This is a genomic window from Methylocaldum gracile (assembly GCF_053646815.1).
The window spans coordinates 4,245,618-4,266,143 of record NZ_CM132196.1; the positions used below are offsets into that span (position 1 = coordinate 4,245,618).

General features: G+C 54.5%; 14 protein-coding genes. 10 read left to right on the plus strand and 4 right to left on the minus strand.

From position 1 onward, the window contains the following. Positions 1-44 precede the first annotated feature (44 nt). On the plus strand, positions 45-497 hold the full coding sequence (locus ACWJJK_RS18920; RefSeq protein WP_077731979.1) for a very short patch repair endonuclease: 453 nt from the start codon (positions 45-47) through the stop codon (positions 495-497). Here the strand turns inward: ACWJJK_RS18920 and ACWJJK_RS18925 are convergent. Further along, positions 469-2,106 (minus strand): DNA (cytosine-5-)-methyltransferase, encoded by a 1,638-nt coding sequence (locus ACWJJK_RS18925; protein ID WP_434111474.1) that lies wholly within the window; start codon positions 2,104-2,106, stop codon positions 469-471. The genes ACWJJK_RS18920 and ACWJJK_RS18925 overlap by 29 nt on opposite strands. A gap of 1,071 nt (positions 2,107-3,177) precedes the next feature. Here ACWJJK_RS18925 and ACWJJK_RS18930 point away from each other — a divergent pair. The 8 genes from ACWJJK_RS18930 (at position 3,178) to ACWJJK_RS18965 (ending at position 17,313) form a co-directional block, all read left to right on the plus strand. Then, a complete protein-coding gene (locus tag ACWJJK_RS18930) occupies positions 3,178-5,265 on the plus strand; it encodes an AIPR family protein (RefSeq protein ID WP_434111472.1) in 2,088 nt (695 codons plus the stop codon). A gap of 34 nt (positions 5,266-5,299) precedes the next feature. Then, entirely contained in the window at positions 5,300-6,259 is a 960-nt protein-coding gene (locus tag ACWJJK_RS18935) for a hypothetical protein (RefSeq protein ID WP_156879713.1), read from the plus strand. A gap of 5 nt (positions 6,260-6,264) precedes the next feature. Further along, positions 6,265-7,836 (plus strand): Rossmann-fold NAD(P)-binding domain-containing protein, encoded by a 1,572-nt coding sequence (locus tag ACWJJK_RS18940; RefSeq protein WP_156879714.1) that lies wholly within the window; start codon positions 6,265-6,267, stop codon positions 7,834-7,836. Continuing rightward, positions 7,824-9,584, plus strand: coding sequence for an ATP-binding domain-containing protein (locus ACWJJK_RS18945; RefSeq protein ID WP_434111470.1), 1,761 nt, complete (start codon positions 7,824-7,826; stop codon positions 9,582-9,584). The genes ACWJJK_RS18940 and ACWJJK_RS18945 overlap by 13 nt, the downstream gene beginning before the upstream one ends. 1 nt (position 9,585) lies before the next feature. Further along, positions 9,586-13,260, plus strand: a complete 3,675-nt coding sequence (locus tag ACWJJK_RS18950) for a helicase C-terminal domain-containing protein (protein WP_156879716.1) — start codon at positions 9,586-9,588, stop codon at positions 13,258-13,260. A gap of 4 nt (positions 13,261-13,264) precedes the next feature. After that, on the plus strand, positions 13,265-15,412 hold the full coding sequence (gene drmB, locus ACWJJK_RS18955) for a DrmB family protein (RefSeq protein ID WP_434111466.1): 2,148 nt from the start codon (positions 13,265-13,267) through the stop codon (positions 15,410-15,412). A gap of 849 nt (positions 15,413-16,261) precedes the next feature. After that, on the plus strand, positions 16,262-16,447 hold the full coding sequence (locus ACWJJK_RS18960; protein WP_156879717.1) for a hypothetical protein: 186 nt from the start codon (positions 16,262-16,264) through the stop codon (positions 16,445-16,447). Then, complete coding sequence (locus tag ACWJJK_RS18965; RefSeq protein ID WP_156879718.1) at positions 16,444-17,313, plus strand: oxidoreductase; 870 nt, start codon at positions 16,444-16,446, stop codon at positions 17,311-17,313. The genes ACWJJK_RS18960 and ACWJJK_RS18965 overlap by 4 nt, the downstream gene beginning before the upstream one ends. Positions 17,314-17,323: 10 nt before the next feature. Here the strand turns inward: ACWJJK_RS18965 and ACWJJK_RS18970 are convergent, their stop codons facing one another. From ACWJJK_RS18970 to ACWJJK_RS18980, 3 genes are all read right to left on the minus strand, one after another. After that, positions 17,324-17,671: a hypothetical protein gene (locus ACWJJK_RS18970; protein WP_156879719.1), complete on the minus strand. Its 348-nt coding sequence runs from the start codon at positions 17,669-17,671 to the stop codon at positions 17,324-17,326. Positions 17,672-17,724: 53 nt separating this feature from the next. Then, complete coding sequence (locus ACWJJK_RS18975; RefSeq protein WP_156879720.1) at positions 17,725-18,099, minus strand: hypothetical protein; 375 nt, start codon at positions 18,097-18,099, stop codon at positions 17,725-17,727. 121 nt (positions 18,100-18,220) lie between these two features. Next, positions 18,221-18,601: a type II toxin-antitoxin system VapC family toxin gene (locus ACWJJK_RS18980; RefSeq protein WP_156879721.1), complete on the minus strand. Its 381-nt coding sequence runs from the start codon at positions 18,599-18,601 to the stop codon at positions 18,221-18,223. Between the two features lie 654 nt (positions 18,602-19,255). Between ACWJJK_RS18980 and ACWJJK_RS18985 the strand changes: the two genes are divergently transcribed. Then, a complete protein-coding gene (locus ACWJJK_RS18985; protein ID WP_454128379.1) occupies positions 19,256-20,473 on the plus strand; it encodes an MFS transporter in 1,218 nt (405 codons plus the stop codon). The last annotated feature ends 53 nt before the right edge of the window (positions 20,474-20,526 follow it).

Sequence of the window (20,526 nt, forward strand, 5' to 3'; positions counted from 1 at the left end):
CGCTCCTACTAAGACAGGACAATTATTCGGTAAACACCTAGTCGATGGATATTGTCTCACCACAAGCTCGAAGCCGGATGATGTCAGGCATCAAGGGCAAGAATACCCGACCAGAGAGGCTTATCCGATCTTTGTTGCACCTCAACGGCTTCAGGTTTCGCTTGCATAGGCGCGATCTGCCCGGTAGTCCTGACGTTGTGTTGCCAAAGTATAAAGCTGTAATCTTCGTCCATGGATGCTTTTGGCATCAGCATCCGGGCTGTAAATTATCGAAAATGCCAGCATCAAATGAACAGTTCTGGCGAGAAAAGCTGAGTGGCAATCTTGAGCGCGATCGGCAGAACATTGGATGTTTGCTCAACAATGGCTGGAGGGTTCTCATCATCTGGGAATGTGTTACCAAGTCGAAAGAACATGTCTTGCAACTTGGTGACGAACTGAAAGCGTGGATTCTGGGCAACGAATCGTTCAGGGAATTGCCAGGCACTCCTCTCTGATACTTCTCGATCGATGGAGCACAGGGGCTGCTGTAATGTCCTTTTTCGCTGGGGCGGCGAGAAATCCAGCGACGACATCGGCTATCTGTTTCGCAAGATACGGTGGTACCGCATTGCCAACCTGAGTGTACTGATGTTTCTTTGGGCCTTCGAAGAAATAATTGTCTGGAAAAGTTTGCAATCGAGCAGCTTCGCGTATAGTCAAGCTGCGGCACTGGCATGGGTCAGGGTGAATGTAGTAATGCCCATCCTTTGCAATATGGGACACTACGGTCGTGGCCGGTATTCCCCGACACTGGACTCGGAACCGATCGTCAAAGGGAACCTCTTCCGCGTTGACGTTTTTGTGTTCCGGCCATAGATCTAAAGGGAATTGAGCAAGTGTAGGGGATTTTTTGTGGATTTCTGCATAGCAGGCCGCAAACAGGTAACGATGCAAGTCACTTGGCATGTGGCTTCGGGCTTCATGCTGACATACCCCGCCCAATCGCGAATCCCTAATCAGATGACTTAGCTCCGCAGGCATATGTCGGTCCGACCATGCCGAGTTTTCAATAAATCCAGCACCGCTGGATTCGATGAATTGGGCCTGTTGAATGGCCTCGACCATAAGCTCCTCAATCTCGGATCGACGCGGGTCTTGCCATCGTTCTAAAGTGCTGGGTGCGTCCTTGAGAGTCTGAAGCCAGTTCTCGAATGAATCGGTCTTGCGAGATCTGATCGACAAACGGCTTCGGATCTCGGGCATGCCGGATAAGGCAGCTTCGATAGGAACAACAGCAGTACGCCTAACCAGAGGGTGATGTTGTCTTGCAGCATAATCCTGACGCACCCCGAAGAGAACGACCCGATGCCTCCTTTGGGGGATTCCGTACCATTCAGCTTCGATAACAAAGTCGCTTGGTTTGCTGTTACCATTTTCCCGTACGAAAGACCGGATTTCGTATTCGAGATCCTTTTCTGGATGGGACAGGTCATCAAGAATCCTGTCGAATATCGGCGAGCCCCCGTGCTTTGATGAGAGAATCCCTTTGACGTTTTCCATAACGAAAACGGCTGGTTTGAACTCCTTTATGATTCTGAGGTACTCCTGATACAGAAAATGGCGCTTGTCGTTTTCGAATGCATGAGGATCTCCCCTGCGCATGCGAGCACGCCCAACCACGGAATATGCTTGGCAGGGCGGACCACCGATCAGCACCCATGGATCTTGGTTGCCAATCGCTTCCCGAATCCAATCGTTGACAATCTTAGGAGAGATTTCTCCCAACGTGGCACAGCGAGCCTCATACCCGGACCGCAGCCATTCCTCCTTGACCAATTTATTGGTGCTCAGATCCTCTTTTCCTATGCTTCCCCTGATGTAATCGTAATAACAGTCTGGAACCGATCCGCTCGGAAAGGCCCTGAAAAAGGAACGCAGTTTGAGTGTTTCAAAGGCGTGTGGATCCTTTTCGATCGAAACTCGAACATCGAATAACGGCTCTCCACCCGCGTCAGTTAAGGACGAAAAACCTTCGCTCAATCCTCCGGGACCGGCAAACAGGTCAACAACAGGTATGCGATTTACTGGCATCGTTAAGTTTTTCTTATTTCGTTTTTGTTGCAAGAATCTCGAGCCAACGGAGGACTAAAAATGCGAGAGCTCGGTGATTTTGGTTAATCATCCCTTAATGATGATGGGCGATGCAGGGGTTTAACCCCCGTCCCTTGCTGTGTGAAACTCCGCCTATTTTTATAGAATTTTACCCCGGCTTTCCGTTGGCAGAACGTCGTGCCTAACCGAGTTACGCAAATTCTCGCTGCCCCCAAGCGGAGAGCCCACTGAGGCAGTATAAATTGTGAGCACAAGATGGGTGGCCATCAAATTCCGGTAAGGTTGAGATTGCGACTTTCAATTTGACCCGGGAGACATCGATGAAAGAACGAGAAGGCAGCATGCATATCTGGAGTGGTTAGGTCACACGGCGGGTCTACTTCCTGTGCAACCGCTTGGCCTGTTTGTCCAAAGTAATCCAATCGCTGGTCGGCACCTTGGTGCACGAGGTGTTCGTCCGGCCCACCATGGAGAGGACTCGACTGGCACGGACAGCTCGCGGATCAACTGCGTCCTCTTTTCCCGAAAGCTGCGGACCTGATGGATCAGGTGGAAACCGATGTGCTGCCCCCTCTGGAGTTCCCGGGCGCTCACATGATCAAGATTCACTCCACGAATATCCTGAAGCGACTTAAAACAGGAATTGCGGCGGCGGGTCAACGTGATTGGCATCTTCGCGAATGAGGCCGGAATCGGCAGCCTGATCAGGGCGGTGCTCACGGAATAGTTGAACCGCTGCTCCGGTTCAACTATTTTCGATTGGAGCAGAATTGAAGAGTGGCAGTTGCAACACCGCTATTTGCCCAAGCACATGATGAAAACCTGTCGAGCAACGCCGATTTGGCGCCACTGCTCGTGTAAACCAGCGTACAACCGAGCCGGAGTTCGCCCTCGGAATTTATACGATCTTGACGCACTCAACCGCTAAATTCTTGCCTTCGATGTTCCACAGTTGGAACACAAAGGCCGGTTGAGAAGGGATATGAGTTGCCATCATGTGGCGAGAATACTCATCTAGAATAATTATGTAACATACATGTACATGAATTTGGTGGGGACTAGTTAACAAATATGGGGGAGAGAATGGACCTGGACGATTTCAGCGAAGATCTGCTGAGCGCGATACAGGTTCGTTTGCCTGACGAGCCGACGGAGGCAGATCGATGCTTCGCCTTCGTCTGTGAGGTTGGCGAACGCCTGACTCAGGCAGAGGAATTCCATGATTTCATTCCCAGCCATTTTTTTGGTACTGGATCTAAGAACCGCAAATTAAGAGTCGACGGCTATGAGTTTGATGAATCGGATGATTCCGTCCGACTTGTTGTTGCGGATTTTTCTGGCGGTATTCAGCGGGAAGTAATTACTCGTACTCGGGCAGAATCCCTGTTCGGTCAGTTACAGGCTTTTGTTGAGGATTCCTTATCCGGTCGAATCTGGAGCAACACTCCTTCCGGCATGGAAGATGGCCTGGAACTCGCAGGCATGCTTTCCGACAAGCACCCGGCGCTGACGCGTTACAGATTCTACCTGTTTACTGATGCACACCTGAGTGGCCGATTGAAAGATCTCACTCAAGGCGAAATCGATGGTCTACCTGTTGAATATCATATCTGGGACATCGGCAGGCTCCACACTGTATCCTTGTCCACTTTTGGGACTGAGGAGCTTGAGATCGATTTTACGGAGTTCGTACCAGGGGGGCTTCCCTGTCTTCCGGCAAGCAAGGGAGAAGACTATCAAGGTTATCTTGCAGTGATCCCAGGTAATGCGCTGGCCGAACTTTATGACAACTACGGTAGCAAATTGCTGGAGGGCAATGTCAGGTCCTTTCTTAGTGCTACTGGCAAAATCAACAAGGGAATTCAGGGCACTATCCTGAAGGAGCCCGAACGGTTCTTTGTTTATAACAACGGAATATCTGCAACAGCTACTTCTGCAGAGATAGTAGAAACTGCGCAAGGGCACAGACTGGTTTCGGCTAGGTACTTTCAGATCGTGAACGGTGGTCAGACAACAGCTTCGTTGTATGTGGCACGACGGAAAGGGAATGCCGATCTGAGCGAGATTCACGTTCAGATGAAACTGTCAGTGGTGACTGCTAGGGATACCGAGAAGCTGGACGACATGATCCAGAGCATCGCGATGTTCTCCAACAAGCAAAACAAGGTCAGTGACGCCGATTTCTTTTCCAATCATCCTTATCATCGAGCTATGGAGCGCCTCTCTCGTCGTATTCCTGCGCCTGCGGCTGAAGGGGCGCAGTATCACACATATTGGTTCTACGAGCGGGCGCGTGGCCAGTATCAGAATGCTCACTCGAGTCTGACCCAAGCTCGGAAAAAGGAGTTTCAGAGAACAAACCCTCGCTCACAACTAATCGTCAAGACTGACCTAGCAAAATTCGAGAACTCGTGGCGACAACTTCCCCATGTTGTCAGCACAGGAGCCCAGAAGAACTTTACTGCTTTTGCCGAGCATATCGGCAAGGCATGGGGTGAAGACGGTCATGTCTTCGACAATGACGTCTACTTCAAGGAGGTGGTCGCGCGTGCCATCCTATTCAGAGCAGTCGAGAAACTTGTCAGTGCAGCTGGCTGGTATGAAGGCGGATACAGGGCAAATATCGTCACCTATTCGATTGCCAAGCTGGCAAGCATGATCGAATTGCAGAAGCCGGGGTACGCGCTTGACTTCAAAACCATATGGGCACAGCAGGGACTAACCGATGCACTGAAGGGTCAGCTTGAGGAAATTGCAAAGGCAGTTGTTGATGCCATTACCAGCCCTCCCATCGCCCAAATGAATATTACGGAATGGTGCAAGAAGAAGGAATGCTGGCAAAAGGTGCTCGATTTACCAGTGAGATTGTGCGAGGCACTATCCAGGGAACTCATATCGCCCGATGAGGCAAGAAATATCAGCAGGGAAAAAGCCTGTCAGGGGAAGCTTGATTCGGGCATATATGCCGTATCGGCGGTAATTGAGCGCGGCACCGGTTATTGGACAAAGTTGGCCAGTTGGGCGCGACATAATTCGCCACTTTACGGAAAGGAAGCCGATCTGGTCCGAAATGCCTCTAGGACAGGCTGGATTCCGACTCCATTACAGGCAGCCTGCCTGATGAAGGTAAGCGAGCGGCTGGAAAGTGAGGGCTTCGCTCCTGCTGGATAACATATAAAGAACAGGCATTAAGCGCTAGGGAGCGATGGATTTTCCTGAATCCATGGGCATTCGCCATCAGATTTTCTTGCTCGATGACGGAAGAAGGTTACCGATTCCGGCTTGGGCCAAAGCGGAGATATGGCTGGGTTGGTGGTGCAGGAAGTGGCAACTTGACAATGCACGTCTGCTCACAGTCGCAGTGCTGCCAGCGCGTGATCTTGCTGCCGCATTCGCAGCGCTGGGGTGCCTTCTCGCCGGATCGCAGCAATTCACCAGTGGTTTAACTTGGGAGGATCTGAGGAACCTGCCGGCAGGAAGCGCGATATTCTGGGGTATCCCCAACGAAAGAGCACGATACGAGGGCGTAATTCTGGAAAACCAGAGTGATTATCTTGTGCCAGTAAGAATCAGGAAAGGGCGACGGAGGGATGTGAATGCTGTCTGGTACTTCTCAAAGCAGAGATTCGCTCAATACCTGTTCAGCCAAGAATGTCTTCCTACCCAGCGAGGCATGCTCGCAATTGGTTCCGCACAGAGCTTCCAGCAAGGTCTTGGCCTGAAAACAAACCCACGGTGGTTATGGACAGCAGGTGCCGAAGCATGCGTGGTAACCAGCCAGGCCAGATTCGCTACCGCAATTGATAATCTAGGCTTGACCGCGGGCGACTCGCCCTTTTCAGACTTCCACGATGTCCTTTGTATGTCCAGCTCCAACGAAAGGAGTTTGGCAAAGCTGCGCATCACCTCGCCGCACAAGCCAATAGATCTGGTAGCGCCCGTGAGCATTCTCGATGGAAAGAATGCATTTGATCAGATCAGGGAGATCAACACCGGCAACATTCTGATATTGCTGGATCGAGGCGAGTATTCTCCGGAGATCCATAACCTGTTGCTGGAAGCGCAAAATGCTGCACGGCACCCTTCATGCGAGATGCTGAAGGATCTACCGGCTCGCTTCCCACCAAGCGTCGAGCTTGCAGCCTTTGTCCTTCCTGACGAATGACTTACATGGGGTATAGTCTTCTCCAGCAGACTGTTCACCGGTTCAGAAATGCCACTGCTCTGAACATCCGGAAAATTCATGTTCCCTGTCACCCGATTTCTGGGGTACTGGATGCGTGCCGAGACCTTTTTGGCCAGTTTGACCGGCGCAATCCAAGTCAGGTAGAACTCGTGCGAAAACTATGGCGATTGCGTACTCATATCCTGTTTACTCTTCTGCCATTTGACAGTACCGAACTTGCACTTGCTGAACAGCTTGATGCATTCAGGCAGGCTGCTTTATGCATCCCGAGTCTTATCGACGGTGCGACAAGCCTTGAAAGGAGCATTCACCGGCTACTGTCCCGGCCGGAGAATCCGAAGAGTCACTGGATAACTGACCGTTTAAGAGGGATCGGCATTTTAGACAACAAAAAAATTGGGCTTCTCGTCGTGATGACTGGCGGAGGAAGAGCGGGAGTAGCTGCGACGGAAGTAGGAGCTTCTGAAATACCCTCCGGTATCACAGTCATCGAATCCCGCAAGCAACTTCTGGAAAACGTATTCGACATGCTCATTATTCCGGGCACGTGTCACTACCTTTCAAACCGCATCCACACAGAGATTTTCCATATGGGCCGCATCCGGGAAATCGAAGTGCTGCTATACCCAGGAGAACGATTTTCGCTTAGAGACCGACTCACCCCACCGGACAGTTCCATCTTCAGGGGCCGACTGACCAAAAGCCGTATCCTTCTTTCCAGCAATGACATCTCCGCTCTTGAAAGCGCCGATGATCAGGATACCGACAGGGAAATGAGCGAGGCTCTCTGGGATATGTCACACGATGGTCAACGATCACCCACCCCGAATCAGGTCAAATCGCGTTACGTACTGCTCATGGATGGACAGGGACTGTTTGTCCCGACAGAAAACCACTTGCTTGTCTGGCGTGATGACGCGACCGAAGATGAAAAGTATCTGGCAAGTATCGCAGTTGATGAAGTCTGCGAAGGTGACTGTGTGGTCATGCAGCCGAATGACACAGGAAAGTTGCTCGACCTGGTTTCGGCAAGGGCTGGATTCGACCAGAAGCTGGAAGAGTCATGCGACTGGCGACCGGCGCTTGAGAGATTCCTGCTGACAAGTAGCCCCGAGCAGCTCGCCGCGATCATGCAGGCAGATGGTGCTCGTGGCTTGTCACTGGCTCAGAGTATCCGCAACTGGGCCAATGGATCGGTCTATGGTCCTGGAAGCCGAAATGAATTGCGGGTGCTGCTTTCAGTACTGGTCCGACAGGGCATGCTCGCGACCCCCCTGGATTTCGATGAGTTTGTCGAGAATCACTGGAGGACGCTCCAGGAGGTTCGGGGCATTCGCCATCGTGCCGGTGCAAACCTGCGTCAGGAACTGACCAGACAGATAGCGGATGCTCTGAAACGGCATTCATCTCTTTCTGAAGGCCAAATCCTCGGCCTGGATAACGGCATCAGCGTTCGGATCAGCCAGGTGGCGGCTGTAGATGACCGGTGTTCATGGGTTCCGTCTTCTTGCGTCATGCAGCTGAGACCCATGCGAGGTGGGCGATGGCAAGGATGATCCCACCGGACATCCCATCCGATGCACCGGCTGGTGAAGCAATCCTCTTCAACAAGCTCAGAGATGATCCCGGAACCGAGGGTTGGGTCGTCCTGCATTCTCTCGAGTTGCGGCGACACCGGACCAAGGCCGAAGGAGAGATTGACATGGTCATTCTCGCGCCGGGGCTGGGGGCTATCTGTCTGGAGGTGAAGGGCTGTGACGTCTCCCGGAAAGATGGCCTGTGGGTCTATCCCTACGGAACATCCGTCGAAGGTCCCTTCCGGCAAGCATCGCGCGCCATGCACTCTATGCGCGATTATATCCAGAAACGAGATCCGTCTCTGACGGGCCTGCTCTATTGGTCCGCTGTTGCCTTCACGCGCATTCGTTTCAATGAAGAATCGCCCGAATGGCATCCTTGGCAGGTGATTGACCTTCGAACCTTGGGACGCAAGCCAATCTCGGAGATCATTTCTGGTGTCATTGAAAAGGCTCACCGCCATATCGGCTCCGGACCAGGTGGACGCGGCTGGTATGACCGACAGCGAAGTCGCCCGACAGTCGAGCAGGTTCGCCGGCTGACTGGCTTGCTGCGTGGCAATTTCGAGTGCGTCGTTCAGCCCCGCAGTGACATACAACGTATCGAAGAATCTCTTTTGCGGCTGACTGAGGAACAATATGACGCACTGGATGCTGTGCAGGAAAACCCCCGAATGATCATCAAGGGATTGGCAGGTACGGGCAAGACACTGCTCGCCATCGAGGCGGCAAGACGTGCCGTGACTGAAGGGAAGAACGTTCTTCTTCTCTGTTACAACAGACTGCTCGGTGAATGGCTGAAGCCGTTGTCCCAAGACATGGTGCAAGGCAAGAAAGGACATCTGCGTTGTGTCCATCTGCATGGTTTGCTGCGCGAGCTGGCGGGTGATTACGCCTGCATTCGCAACGACCAGAATTTCTGGAGGTACAAACTTCCCATTCATGTGATTGATTGTCTGCTTTCGGATGGCCAAGGCTGGCACCAGTTTGATCTGCTCTTGGTGGATGAGGCACAGGACATCCTGGCTGATGAATATCTCGATGTGCTGGATCTGTTGGTGAAGGGGGGATTGGCCGGTGGGCAATGGGTGCTCTTTGGCGATTTCGAACGCCAGGCCATCTATTTAAATGGGGGAAAAGACGCCTCGGCGGAGGCACTTGCGGTGCTCAGGCAGCGTGCACCTAATCACGCCAGCTTTGGCTTGCGCGTCAATTGTCGAAATGCTGGCCCGATAGTGGAGACCCTGACGCTTGCCTGCAATGTCTCCCCCGGTTACAGTCGGTTCCTGCATGAAATGGAGGGAAGCAGTGTCGATCCTCTGTTCTGGAGTAATGCGGAAGACCAGTGTCTGAAGCTGGATCAGTCAGTGGCCGAACTGCGCACGATCTTTCATGTGAATGAAATCGTAGTTCTGTCCCTGAATGCCGATGACCGCAGCTGTGCGCACAAGAACTCGGCAAACCAGCCCGGCAGGTACATCCCCCTGCGCGAATCTGATGTTCCTGTTACTCGTGTCCGGTATGCCAGTGTGCACGCCTTTAAGGGGCTGGAGGCACCTGCGATCATCGTGACGGATATTGTTCGACTGGATGAGCAATCCCGTTCCCTGCTTTATGTGGCGATGTCCAGAGCCAGAATCAGGCTCACCCTGCTGATGCAGGAAGCCTGCCGCAAAGAATACGTCCGGATGCTCGAAGCCGGCCTGACCCTGAGCATAGGAAAGTGAAATGTCATTGACAGAAAATCTCGCCAATCGAACATGGCTGCTTGAGCGACTGCGCGCTGAAGTCGTCGGGCCTGACCCGGTAAAGAACCCAGAAATTCGACTTGACCCGGCGAATCTGTGCAAACTCACGAAAGATGATTTCTATAAGAAGCGAAAGAGCCAGATCAACGGTGAAGAGATCCTCTGGCAGGATCCACCCAACAAGCGTTATGGCGCCGGCATCCTCTACCCGGCGGGTCTACCGCAAGCCGAGGTGGCTGAATCAAACGATGAGCAAGAGGGTCATGAAGAGAGCGCCGGAACACCGGAAATCGAAGAAGCCCTGCTCAATGCAAACGAGGAGTTGCTGGCACGCAATAACCGACTGGCGGATGAGTCCGAGGACTATGATGTTACGTTGGCCAATGCCTTTCGCCCGTCTGCTATCGGTCTGAGTTTCCTGGCCGACCTCGAGCGGGAAGTCAATGGGTTCATGGTCGAGTTGGTTTGTGTTGGTCGGCTGGGAGCTAACGAATTTTCACTGCAATCCACAGCAACCTATCGGCATGCCACAGTGAAGGTGGGGGATCGAGGAGGAAATGAATTTGAACGCTCGATCTGGTTTCGGGTGCCGCTACTCGATGATAATGGCAAATTCCCGTATGTGGAGTTCAGCCGGGACGAGTTACTTGGTCATGGAACTGTGAATCGTCGGAAGTGGCTACCGGCCGTCGAGAACGTCGAGGTCGTGGTTGTTTCACGGCCTTGGACAGGAGACATGCAGAGCACCGCCAGGAGATTGGTGACAGTTTCTATAGTCAATCGGAGGCAGGATGGCGGAAGTGGCATGGACGGTCACTGCGTCTTCCAATCTGGTCTGCGTATCAGAGGAGTCGCCAGTGACAACTGGATCATTCCGTATCCGGAGCATGGTGACGCAACGATTGCAGACCCGTTTTCGGATGAGGCCATCAATCGCCTACTTTATCGAGAGTCCCAGACATATGCAATTGGCCACGGGTGCGCAGCTGACTGGCACGGCAATCCGCTCGAAGGAACCGGGGAGATCTGGAGCGACGTACTACCGGCACACGAAACACCACAGACAACGGCAGAACCTGAGGTCTTTAGGGAAAACGGCGTCATACGGCGCATCAAGGTCAGCATGCGCAAGCTGGCCGGACTCGATCCCAACGATGCCGGCCGAGAAGAACTGAATGAACTGGTCGATGCCTATGCAGGCTGGATCGATGAGCTGCAGCATGAGCGACCGAATGTGCCTCCAGTCCCCGACGCTCTGAAACGGACGGCTGGCGAACTGATCAGGCGCTGCAGAACCTGTCTGTCCAGAATTCAGGATGGCCTTCGCCTGCTGTCCGAGGAGACCGAGCAGGCAAGGCGTGCTCGTGATGCATTCAGGCTGGCGAACCATGCCATGCTCATTGCTCAGCTCAGGGCAGGCGTCAAGGTTCGACGACCGGCACCGACTGGAAATGGACAGTGGCAGTCACCGATAGAGAATCCTGACCCGGCTGACCCCAACCACGACCGAGGATTCTGGCGGCCTTTCCAGATAGCCTTTCTGCTCATGTCACTCCGAGGTATCTGCGATCCTGAACATGTAGACCGCGAAACCGTGGACCTCATCTGGTTTCCTACGGGCGGAGGCAAGACTGAAGCTTACCTTGGCCTAACGGCCTTCACAATCCTTTTCAACAGGCTATCAGGGCGCGAGCCGGGTGGAGTCGATGTTCTCATGCGTTATACCCTGCGCCTGCTCACAGCACAGCAGTTTCAGCGAGCAGCATTGCTGTTCTGTGCCATGGAATATCTTCGCCGCCGCGACCCAACCCTGGGTGAAAAACCTTTTCGACTTGGGCTGTGGGTCGGCACGGCAACGACGCCCAACACACGGCAAGACGCCATGCGCGCCCTGAGCAGGCTTGAGAAGGATTCAGCAGCAGAGAACCCTTTCGTACTGCTTAAGTGTCCGTGGTGCGGTGCAGCCTTTGGACCATGGGAACGAAGTACTGCCAAAGGAATGCGTAGGCAAAGGGGCGACAATACAATCACAGTGAACGGATATGAGCGAGATGGTGTCGGCACATCGAAAACTGTTGTCTATCGCTGTCCGGACCATGCCTGTGAATTTGGCAAGAAAGCTTCTCCCATCGGGAGACCTGCCCCGCCACTTCCAGTCATGGTTATCGACGAGGACATGATAGAGGCCCCACCCAACTTGCTGATCGGTACCGTGGACAAGTTCGCCATGCTGGCGTGGAAGCCGGAATTGCGAAGGTTTTTTGGCATCGAGCAAGACGGGCAGCACCACAAGGAACCACCTGTTCTCGTAATCCAGGACGAACTTCACCTCATTTCCGGACCATTGGGTACCATGGTCGGGGCCTATGAAACGGTGATCGACCGGCTATGCCGCGAGCATGGCATCGGCAGGATTGGTCCCAAGATCATCGCCTCGACGGCCACCATCAGTCGCGCTGGCGAACAGATCCGTCATCTTTATGCTCGCGACAGCGTGGTGCTGTTTCCTCCTTCTGGACTGGAAGCCGGAGATTCCTTCTTCGCGAGGGAAGACCGAAGCAAGCCCGGTCGCCTTTACGCTGGGGTAATGGCACCGGGCCATGTGTCATTGCAGACTACGCAAGCGAGGGTTTTCGCTACGCTGATGCAGTATGCGGCCGTCATGGATGCCGATGATGCGGCTCGTGACCCATGGTGGACATTGCTCTGCTTCTTCAATTCGCTACGCGAATTGGGTGGCGCAGCCACGCTGTTTGTGGCCGATGTGCGAGAGTATCTGCGCGTCATCATTGATCGACACGGAATCGACTATGGAAAGATTCGCAGTCCATTTGCCACGGAACTGACCAGTCGTATCCGCAGTGATGACATCCCCAAGGAACTGGCAAGGCTGGAAATTCCCTACGGCACGGGCAAGCTGCGAAGCAAGGACGATGCAACCAGTGACCGACCGGTCGATGTCTGTCTCGCATCCAACATCATCGAGGTGGGCATCGATATCCCGAGATTGTCTCTGATGGCTATCGTCGGCCAGCCAAAGACAACCTCCCAGTACATCCAAGTCTCCAGCCGTGTTGGACGAGACAGGGACAAGCCGGGCTTGGTTGTGGTGCTCTATGGCCAAGGAAAGCCCAGAGATCGCAGCCACTACGAACGCTTCCGCAGCTATCACCAGCAACTTTACGCCCAAGTAGAACCGACCAGCGTTACCCCTTTCAGTCTGCCTGCTGTTGACCGTGCATTGCATGGGTTGGTTGTCGCAGCAGTTCGACAGCTTGGTGAACAGCAGCGAGAAGGTGAACATCCTGCGCCATTTCCACTGGCGGAGGGGGAGCAGCTGCGCAAAATCATCGAGGACATGATCAGGAACCGGGTGGCTTTTGTGACTCACGATACGGAAACACAGCCTGTAATGGAGCGCTTGGCTAGGCGGCTAACTGAGTGGCAATACTGGAATCCAGACGAGTACGGAAGTTTCGGCAGCATGCCCGAACATCCACCGCTGATGTATCCGGCAGGTTCGAATCCGCTACCCGAATGGAACAATCACAGTTGGCCGACCCTTTCTTCGCTGCGGGAGGTAGATTCAAGTTGCGAAGCCGATGTGACCGACTGGTTCAACAGCGCTGTCGAACAACGACAAGACACTGAGTAATGACATGAGCCGTCCTGTTCGCAAATCGCAGGCCATTGCACCATTCGGACCGGGTGCAATGGTGGATTTTCCTGGCCCGGTTTCACTGATTCACGCCGGGCTGGACGCATGGCCCTTTGACGAGAACAACCCGGATCATCGGGAATTCATTATAGATGACGAAAAACGACTGGCCAGACGCCTAGGTGTCGACTTCTTCGTCCAGCCACCAGATTTCCGAAGACCGAACCGTCATGGCGGTCAGCAGCGTAATATCAATCTTAAGTTGCCTTTCCTGCGCTTTCCGCTCTGGCATGTTTGCCCAAGGTGCGGCCGCATGCATCTAGGGCGCTATCATGACAAGGATGCGCCGATATGCGAAGGACCGATTTCGACCGGTTCGGATGCCGGCAAGATGCACCCGAAGCGTAAGACATTTCAAGTGCGTTTTGTCGCTGCCTGTGCAAAAGGGCATATCCAGGATTTTCCATGGGTGGAATGGATATTTAATGGCAACAGCATGGATTGGAAACCTGACGGAATTGATAGATGGTTGCGCATGACCAGTTCTGGTAGCGCCTCGCTAGCGGGCGTCTCCGTTCAGGCCGAGGAGAAAGATAAGGACGGGAAAGTTCAGGTTGTACGCTTTGGAGCTAATCAACTCGCTAAACGATCGCTTGCAGGAGCATTTGTGCACAATGATCCGCAGGCGGGCGAAGAGTGGAGCAAGGCGTTAAGTGAGATAAACGTCAGCTGTTCAGGCATCAATCCGGTGCTGGCGGTTGGAACCGATCTTCGACCTGCTGCCGGTTGTGGGCATCCTCTCCATGTGGTGCTTAAGAGCGCCACCAATCTTTATTTCCCTTCGGTGGTCAGTTCGATCTATATCCCGGATATTGATGACAAGTCGTTGACTCAGGAAGTCTTGGACCTTCTCGATGATCGCGACGTCAAGAACCGTCTGCGAGAGAGCGCTCTGGACTCAGACAACGGTCTTGTGAGCCATCGAGCCGCTGTCAATGCCCTTGCGAAGTATTACCCCGAATCTATAGTGGAGCCTGCCACTCTGGCCAAGGCGGCCAATCGTCATCTTTTGCACGGTATCCTTCTGGATAATCGCACAACACGCGCGTTCTTGGACCAGTGCATCAAATCAGCATCAGATCGCCAGCTGTCACTGGATGCTGTCGCGGCTGCGGTGAAGAGTCTGAACTGGAATGCTGATCCCACATTCATTTTGGATGCGCTCAGGTCGCATTTTTCCGGAAATGGCGTAGAAGTAAGAGCCGCCAACCCTGATGACGAAGAAGTAGGCTATCGTCAGCAGGAATTCAGCGTGTTCTCCCGCGACCTTCAAGTGGGCTACCCCAAGACGGATCTGGATATTCGCGGCACCGATATTACGAAGTATGACACATTCGTTCAGAGTGCCTTCAGTCGAGTTGCGCTTCTGAATAAGCTTCGGGAAACGCGGGCCTTCGAAGGCTTTTCCCGTATTTACTCCACTGGCCTCACGCCTGATGAAAAGCGTGCTCTATTCATGGCAGGTCACAAGAAGTGGTTGCCGGCCATAGTAGTGCGTGGGGAGGGTATCTTCGTTCAGTTTTCCGAGTCCCGCTTACAGCAATGGCTGGAGCGACATAGAATGGAACTGGATGGTCGACTGTCCCTTATGCGGAAAAACATGGATACGCTGGCAGAAAGACGCCATCGGGAACAGCGGCTGATCACCCCCAGATTTGTGCTCTTGCATACCTTTGCCCACCTGCTGATCAATCAACTTGTGCAGGACTGTGGTTACGGTTCGGCATCGTTGCGCGAACGAATCTATTCTGCCGAAGGTGAAAATCCCATGGCGGGGATCCTGATCTACACGGCTGCTGGCGATTCGGAAGGCACCATGGGCGGCTTAGTGCGCATGGGCCAGCCAGATCGCTTGGGAAGCGTGATACAACGTGCCATGGAGAAGTCTCGCTGGTGCTCATCCGATCCAGTGTGCATTGAGAGCCGAGGACAAGGTCCAGACAGCTGCAACCTGGCGGCATGTCATTCTTGCGCGCTTCTGCCGGAGACATCGTGCGAGGAACAGAATCGTTTGCTTGATCGTGGTGTGGTTCTCGGTACCATTGAAAACCCGGCTATCGGCTTCTTTTCAGGATTTGGCCAATGGTGATTTTGTCATTGATCTTTTCACGGGATCGGTAGCTTGGGTGAAAATTCGACTTCTGTTGTAATGATTTCAAAAATCCGATTTTTTAAGATTGGGACCTCCTTTACAGGCGACCGGCCGGTCGCTCACGGCATTTGTTCACAAGCCCGGGCTCGCCAGTCACTTCATCGATCGGGATCTGCGCCCAGCACCCGACACGGCAAGGAATCGACATACGGTTCCATCCATCCGTTCTTGAATCCGTTACGGAATCAAAGCAGCCGCGACAACGAATGTGATGCCCGGCTGTTGGCCGATGAAAATTGATGTTGGCTATCGGTAGTGTCAGTCCTGTTTGGCGCTTTGGTCACGTGACTAAAACGTGACAAACCCCAGTCAAGCTTCTTCATTTCGTGGCATTCTCAGTCCGGTTCACGCGGGGAGCATGTGCCTAAGTTACTGATTTACCAAGTCTGAAAAAATGATAGCTTCCCTCCTAAGGGGAAGGTCGTACGTTCGAATCATATGCCGACCGAGTAGCGCCCGGTTTCAAGAGAATTGTATTCCCAAGTGTCGCCCCAACTCGCCGAACACCTGGTACATGCGCTCGTACAACTTACGCGTCGCTGGGCCTCAGAGCGTGCCATGCAGCGCATCCGCCTCGGTCAACAGGCGAATATCTTCCGCCTGTAGCGCCGCGTATAAAGATCTCGCAGGCGCCTTATGGCGGTCCTCGATTACACCCGCGATTGTCAACGCCGACTGAAAATTGGCTCTCCCGCACTTTTCGTGGTGCGGGAGAGCCTCAAACTGCTTCCCTGAATCAAACGATTGACATCACGAATGTCTTCCGCAAGTATTTGAATCGTCAGAATGAAAGCCGGTCAGATGGTTAGCCTGACCGCTCCCAGTTGGGAGTATTTTCAGCCGCATTCAAAGCGGACCCACGACAAACTGCAGGCGCTTTCACGCCTGTACTTTGGCTGCGTCCGCCCTGAATGGCTTTCAACTTTCATGGTGGATGTGTCGCTTTACACAACCATCTGGAGCAAACCATGAAATTGACTGACCACCTCATCTTCACCCTCCCAGGTACTTCCATGACCTTGCATCGACTGGGTTATGGTGCCATGCAACTCGCCGGTCCTGGGGTTTTCGGGCCCCCGCGCGATGTATCCGGCGCCGTGGCTGTATTGCGCGAAGCAGTCGCCCTCGGGGTCAACCACATCGATACCGCAGACTTCTACGGTCCGAATACCACCAACCAGATCATCCGAAAGGCCCTTCACCCATACCCCAAAGGGTTGGTGATCATCACCAAAATTGGAATACTCCGGGGGGATGATAAATCGTGGCGGCCCGGCTACTCGGCCCAAGAACTGGCCTCGGCGGTCCACGACAACCTGCGTAACCTCGGTATGGAGGCGTTGGATGTGGTTAACCTGCGGGCCCCTGGCATCCACGGACCACAGGAAGGCTCCATCGAGGAACCGCTCGCCGCTTTGGTCAAACTCAAAGAACAGGGGCTTATCCGCCACCTTGGCCTGAGCAACGTCACCGCGAGGCAATTTGCACAGGCACAGTCCATGACCGAAATCGTCTGCGTTCAGAACAAATACAACTTGGCGCATCGCGCCGATGATGCATTCGTCGATGACTTGGCCGCCAAGGGCATCGCGTTTGTCCCGTTCTTTCCGTTGGGCGGATTCGCGCCATTGCAGTCTTCGGCGTTGGCGGAAGCAGCAAGCTCACTAGGGGCTACGCCCATGCAGGTCCTGCTTGCGTGGCTGCTGCAACGTTCTCCAAACATCCTGCCGATCCCAGGCACCACGTCGGCCGACCACCTCCGGGAGAATCTCAAGGCGGCAACACTGCAACTACCCCCCGAGACGCTGGCAGCCTTGGACTCCATCGATACAGTCTGAGCAGGTCCGATCAGCGCAGCATAATCGGACGCACGAAGGCCGGTATGTCGCGGGATTCCATCCGGCCTAACCCGGAGGACTCAAGACCGACTATCTCTGGAAGCAAATTCTCGCCAGTTTCCCGGCTCCGGGTATGAGCCGCCCGGATCGCTACTTCCAAGCGCGCATTCTCTTGCGACCGCTTCGAGGGTTTGCGCTTCAGCCAGGCGTGATAGCCACTGTTCGAGACCTCGAACACGCGGCACATCAACTCCAACGGGAAGTCTCTTTCCGGCAGCGTCAGCTTTTTGTCCGATACCAACTTTACGGCCTGTTCTCGAAATTCTGCTGTGAATGACTGTCTTGGCAACCATGCCATTTCGTACCTCCCTCAGCCACTTTAAGGGATTGATGGCGTCCACTTTTTCGAGCCTACCCCGTCCCGCTGGAGGTGCGTTCGAGCGGACGTGCCACGCTGCCGTCGCTGTGCCATTGCGACTGGCTGCTGCCTCGCAATGCCAACGCCACGGTTTCCCCGGCCATCATTGGAAGGGTTCTCGGCGGCACACGTAGCCGAACTGGTGGCGCAGGCGCAGCAGGTACACCTTCTGCAGCGAGTTGCTGGACAGTCCCTTTGCGCTGATAGTTCGGGTTGATCTGGATGAGTGGCTCCGGCCAATAACGGCCTTCTGCATATTGCCGCTCGACTTCATCGCGGATATCGGTGACTTCGATTCGAACAAAACTGCGAGAGAAGGTGCGATACCCTTCGATCAAGGTATCGCGAAAGTTAAATACGTTTAACATTCTGATTTTTCATCACACTGGAGACGTTGTCCGGGTGTCCTCACCGCTGGTTTCTGCGTTCGACCCAATGCCCCGAACACTTCTGTTGGGGTGGCATCCACCGTTGTCCCGTTTCAATACTTCACGGGGCCGTTGTACCTAGGAACTGGTCGATTGCTACCGCCTGTCCCGGAAACGCATGCAGCACTTTCTTGTCTGCCGTTACCAACGGGATTCGCAGATAGCGGGCGAGCCACACAAACTCGCAATCGTATGCGCTGCAGCCACTTTCAATTGCAAGATCGAACACCGCAGGTCCGTCGATGGCTGCTTCGGGTACCGTAATGACTTCTTGCGCTCGAGCCAAAAAACTATCGGCATCACTCCGGGCGATATTATCGCGACGAACTGCGCCGAGGAGAACATTGCGGAATTCGGAATGGATAAGTTGGGGTGCGAACCAATCGGGATCCTTGATCAGAACTGCCTCGGCTTTAGCCGTATGGGGGGTTGGCAACAGCAAGGTGGATTTCAGGTTTACTGTCAGCAGAGAGCTAGCCGCCAGGAATCGCCCAAACCTTCGAAGATGACTGTAAGTCGGCCCAGTGGGAACGACGCTGCGATATGACGACACTTAATCTGTCGCTAATGTGTGGCTTCCAAGGATCTCTGCTGGGGTTGTAAGCCGGAATCCTCGATTCTTCCGGGGCATCAAACTTTCCAGTTTACGACGCGTTAGATGGCCTGATTGCTGCCTAGTCAGCCCTGATTCGGCCGGAATTGGCGGCAAAGACTTTTCACTTTTGGCATCAATTACGGAAAGTTCTGCTGAATAAATAAGCGGAAATGATCGTGCGAAGCGCTATCGGGAAGAGTTTGATCAGGAATCGATCTTGCAGGTGAATTCATCAGCCTGTATATCCTTTCCTAAGTCCGCAACGGGCCGCCATGAGTAACGACATCACGGCCGAAGACTCGCTCTGGCTCCGATGGGAGAAGGAGGCCCGGTACTACGAAGTCCACCTCCAGAAGGACCCGTGGGACGAGTGGGTGCTGCCCCGGATCCGGGGCCGTCGCGGACCGACGACTGGCCAGGTGAATATCCTTGAATAGCCGCATGAACGTCCCGTTATCGCTCGTATTCCGTGGCGTGGTCCCTTTTTGAACACATCAGCGAATGAATCGACTCGATCAATCCGCAATAGCATCGCCGTCGGGCGCCCGCATCCCGGCGGCCATCTGGGCTCTCGGTTTCGTCAGCCTGCTCATGGACATCTCGTCCGAGCTCATCCATAGCCTGCTGCCGGTCTTTCTCATTACCTCCCTAGGCGCAAGCGCGTTTGTGGTAGGGCTGATCGAGGGGGCGGCGGAAGCCACCGCGCTGATCGTCAAGGTCTTCTCCGGCGCCCTGTCGGACTACTGGGGCAAACGCAAGCCCCTGGCCGTCCTCGGCTACGGTCTGGGCGCGGTATCCAAGCCCCTGTTCGCGCTGGCGACGAGTTCCGGTCTAGTGCTCGCCGCGCGGCTGATGGACCGGGTCGGCAAAGGCATCCGCGGGGCGCCCCGCGATGCGCTGGTGGCGGACATCGCGCCGCCCGAGGTGCGCGGCGCGGCCTTCGGCCTGCGCCAGTCGCTCGACACGGTGGGCGCCTTCCTCGGCCCGCTCCTCGCCATGGGGCTGATGCTTGTCTGGGCGAACGACTTCCGCGCCGTGTTCTGGGTGGCCATCATTCCTGGGTTTCTCGCCGTCGCGCTGCTGTTCTTCGGCGTACAGGAGCCGAAAAGGGACAAGTCGGAACACCGTGCCATCAATCCGATCCGGCGGGAAAACCTGCGCCGGCTGTCTGCAGCGTACTGGTGGGTGGTCGGGATCGGGGCGGTGTTTACCCTGGCGCGATTCTCCGAAGCCTTCCTCATCCTGCGTGCCCAACAGGGCGGGCTGCCGATTGCCTTCGCCCCACTGGTGCTGATCGGGATGAATGTCGTCTATGCTCTGTCGGCCTATCCCTTCGGCAAGCTCTCGGACGGCATGAGCCATGCCAAATTGCTTGCGCTGGGTTTGGCCGTCCTGGTCGGCGCCGACGTCGCGCTGGCTTACAGCGACCACTGGACCTGGGTCTGGCTCGGCATCTCCCTGTGGGGCTTGCACATGGGCATCACCCAAGGGCTGCTGGCGACGATGGTGGCCGATACCGCGCCAGCGGACTTGAGAGGCACGGCCTATGGCTTCTTCAACCTCATGAGCGGACTCGCCATGCTCCTGGCCAGCGCGTTAGCCGGACTGCTGTGGGACCAGTTCGGCGCCGCATTCACCTTCGTTGCCGGGGCGATATTCAGCGCGGCTGCGCTGGTTGTCATCCTGCTCCGAAGCGGTGTTCGGGCACGCCGAGCGTGATCGTCCAAGTGTTCATGGCTTGCGATCGAAATTTCCGGACACATCGAGACCTA

What these genes read in the sequence shown, in the direction of transcription:
- ACWJJK_RS18965 (WP_156879718.1), top strand. Translation starts at nt 16,444, where the DNA reads ATGAAATTGACTGACCACCTCATCTTCACCCTCCCAGGTACTTCCATG.
- ACWJJK_RS18950 (WP_156879716.1), top strand. Translation starts at nt 9,586, where the DNA reads ATGTCATTGACAGAAAATCTCGCCAATCGAACATGGCTGCTTGAGCGA.
- ACWJJK_RS18920 (WP_077731979.1), top strand. Translation starts at nt 45, where the DNA reads ATGGATATTGTCTCACCACAAGCTCGAAGCCGGATGATGTCAGGCATC.
- drmB (WP_434111466.1), top strand. Translation starts at nt 13,265, where the DNA reads ATGAGCCGTCCTGTTCGCAAATCGCAGGCCATTGCACCATTCGGACCG.
- ACWJJK_RS18930 (WP_434111472.1), top strand. Translation starts at nt 3,178, where the DNA reads ATGGACCTGGACGATTTCAGCGAAGATCTGCTGAGCGCGATACAGGTT.
- ACWJJK_RS18970 (WP_156879719.1), bottom strand. Translation starts at nt 17,671, where the DNA reads ATGGCATGGTTGCCAAGACAGTCATTCACAGCAGAATTTCGAGAACAG.
- ACWJJK_RS18940 (WP_156879714.1), top strand. Translation starts at nt 6,265, where the DNA reads ATGGGGTATAGTCTTCTCCAGCAGACTGTTCACCGGTTCAGAAATGCC.
- ACWJJK_RS18960 (WP_156879717.1), top strand. Translation starts at nt 16,262, where the DNA reads ATGAAAGCCGGTCAGATGGTTAGCCTGACCGCTCCCAGTTGGGAGTAT.
- ACWJJK_RS18985 (WP_454128379.1), top strand. Translation starts at nt 19,256, where the DNA reads ATGAATCGACTCGATCAATCCGCAATAGCATCGCCGTCGGGCGCCCGC.
- ACWJJK_RS18935 (WP_156879713.1), top strand. Translation starts at nt 5,300, where the DNA reads ATGGATTTTCCTGAATCCATGGGCATTCGCCATCAGATTTTCTTGCTC.
- ACWJJK_RS18975 (WP_156879720.1), bottom strand. Translation starts at nt 18,099, where the DNA reads ATGTTAAACGTATTTAACTTTCGCGATACCTTGATCGAAGGGTATCGC.
- ACWJJK_RS18945 (WP_434111470.1), top strand. Translation starts at nt 7,824, where the DNA reads ATGGCAAGGATGATCCCACCGGACATCCCATCCGATGCACCGGCTGGT.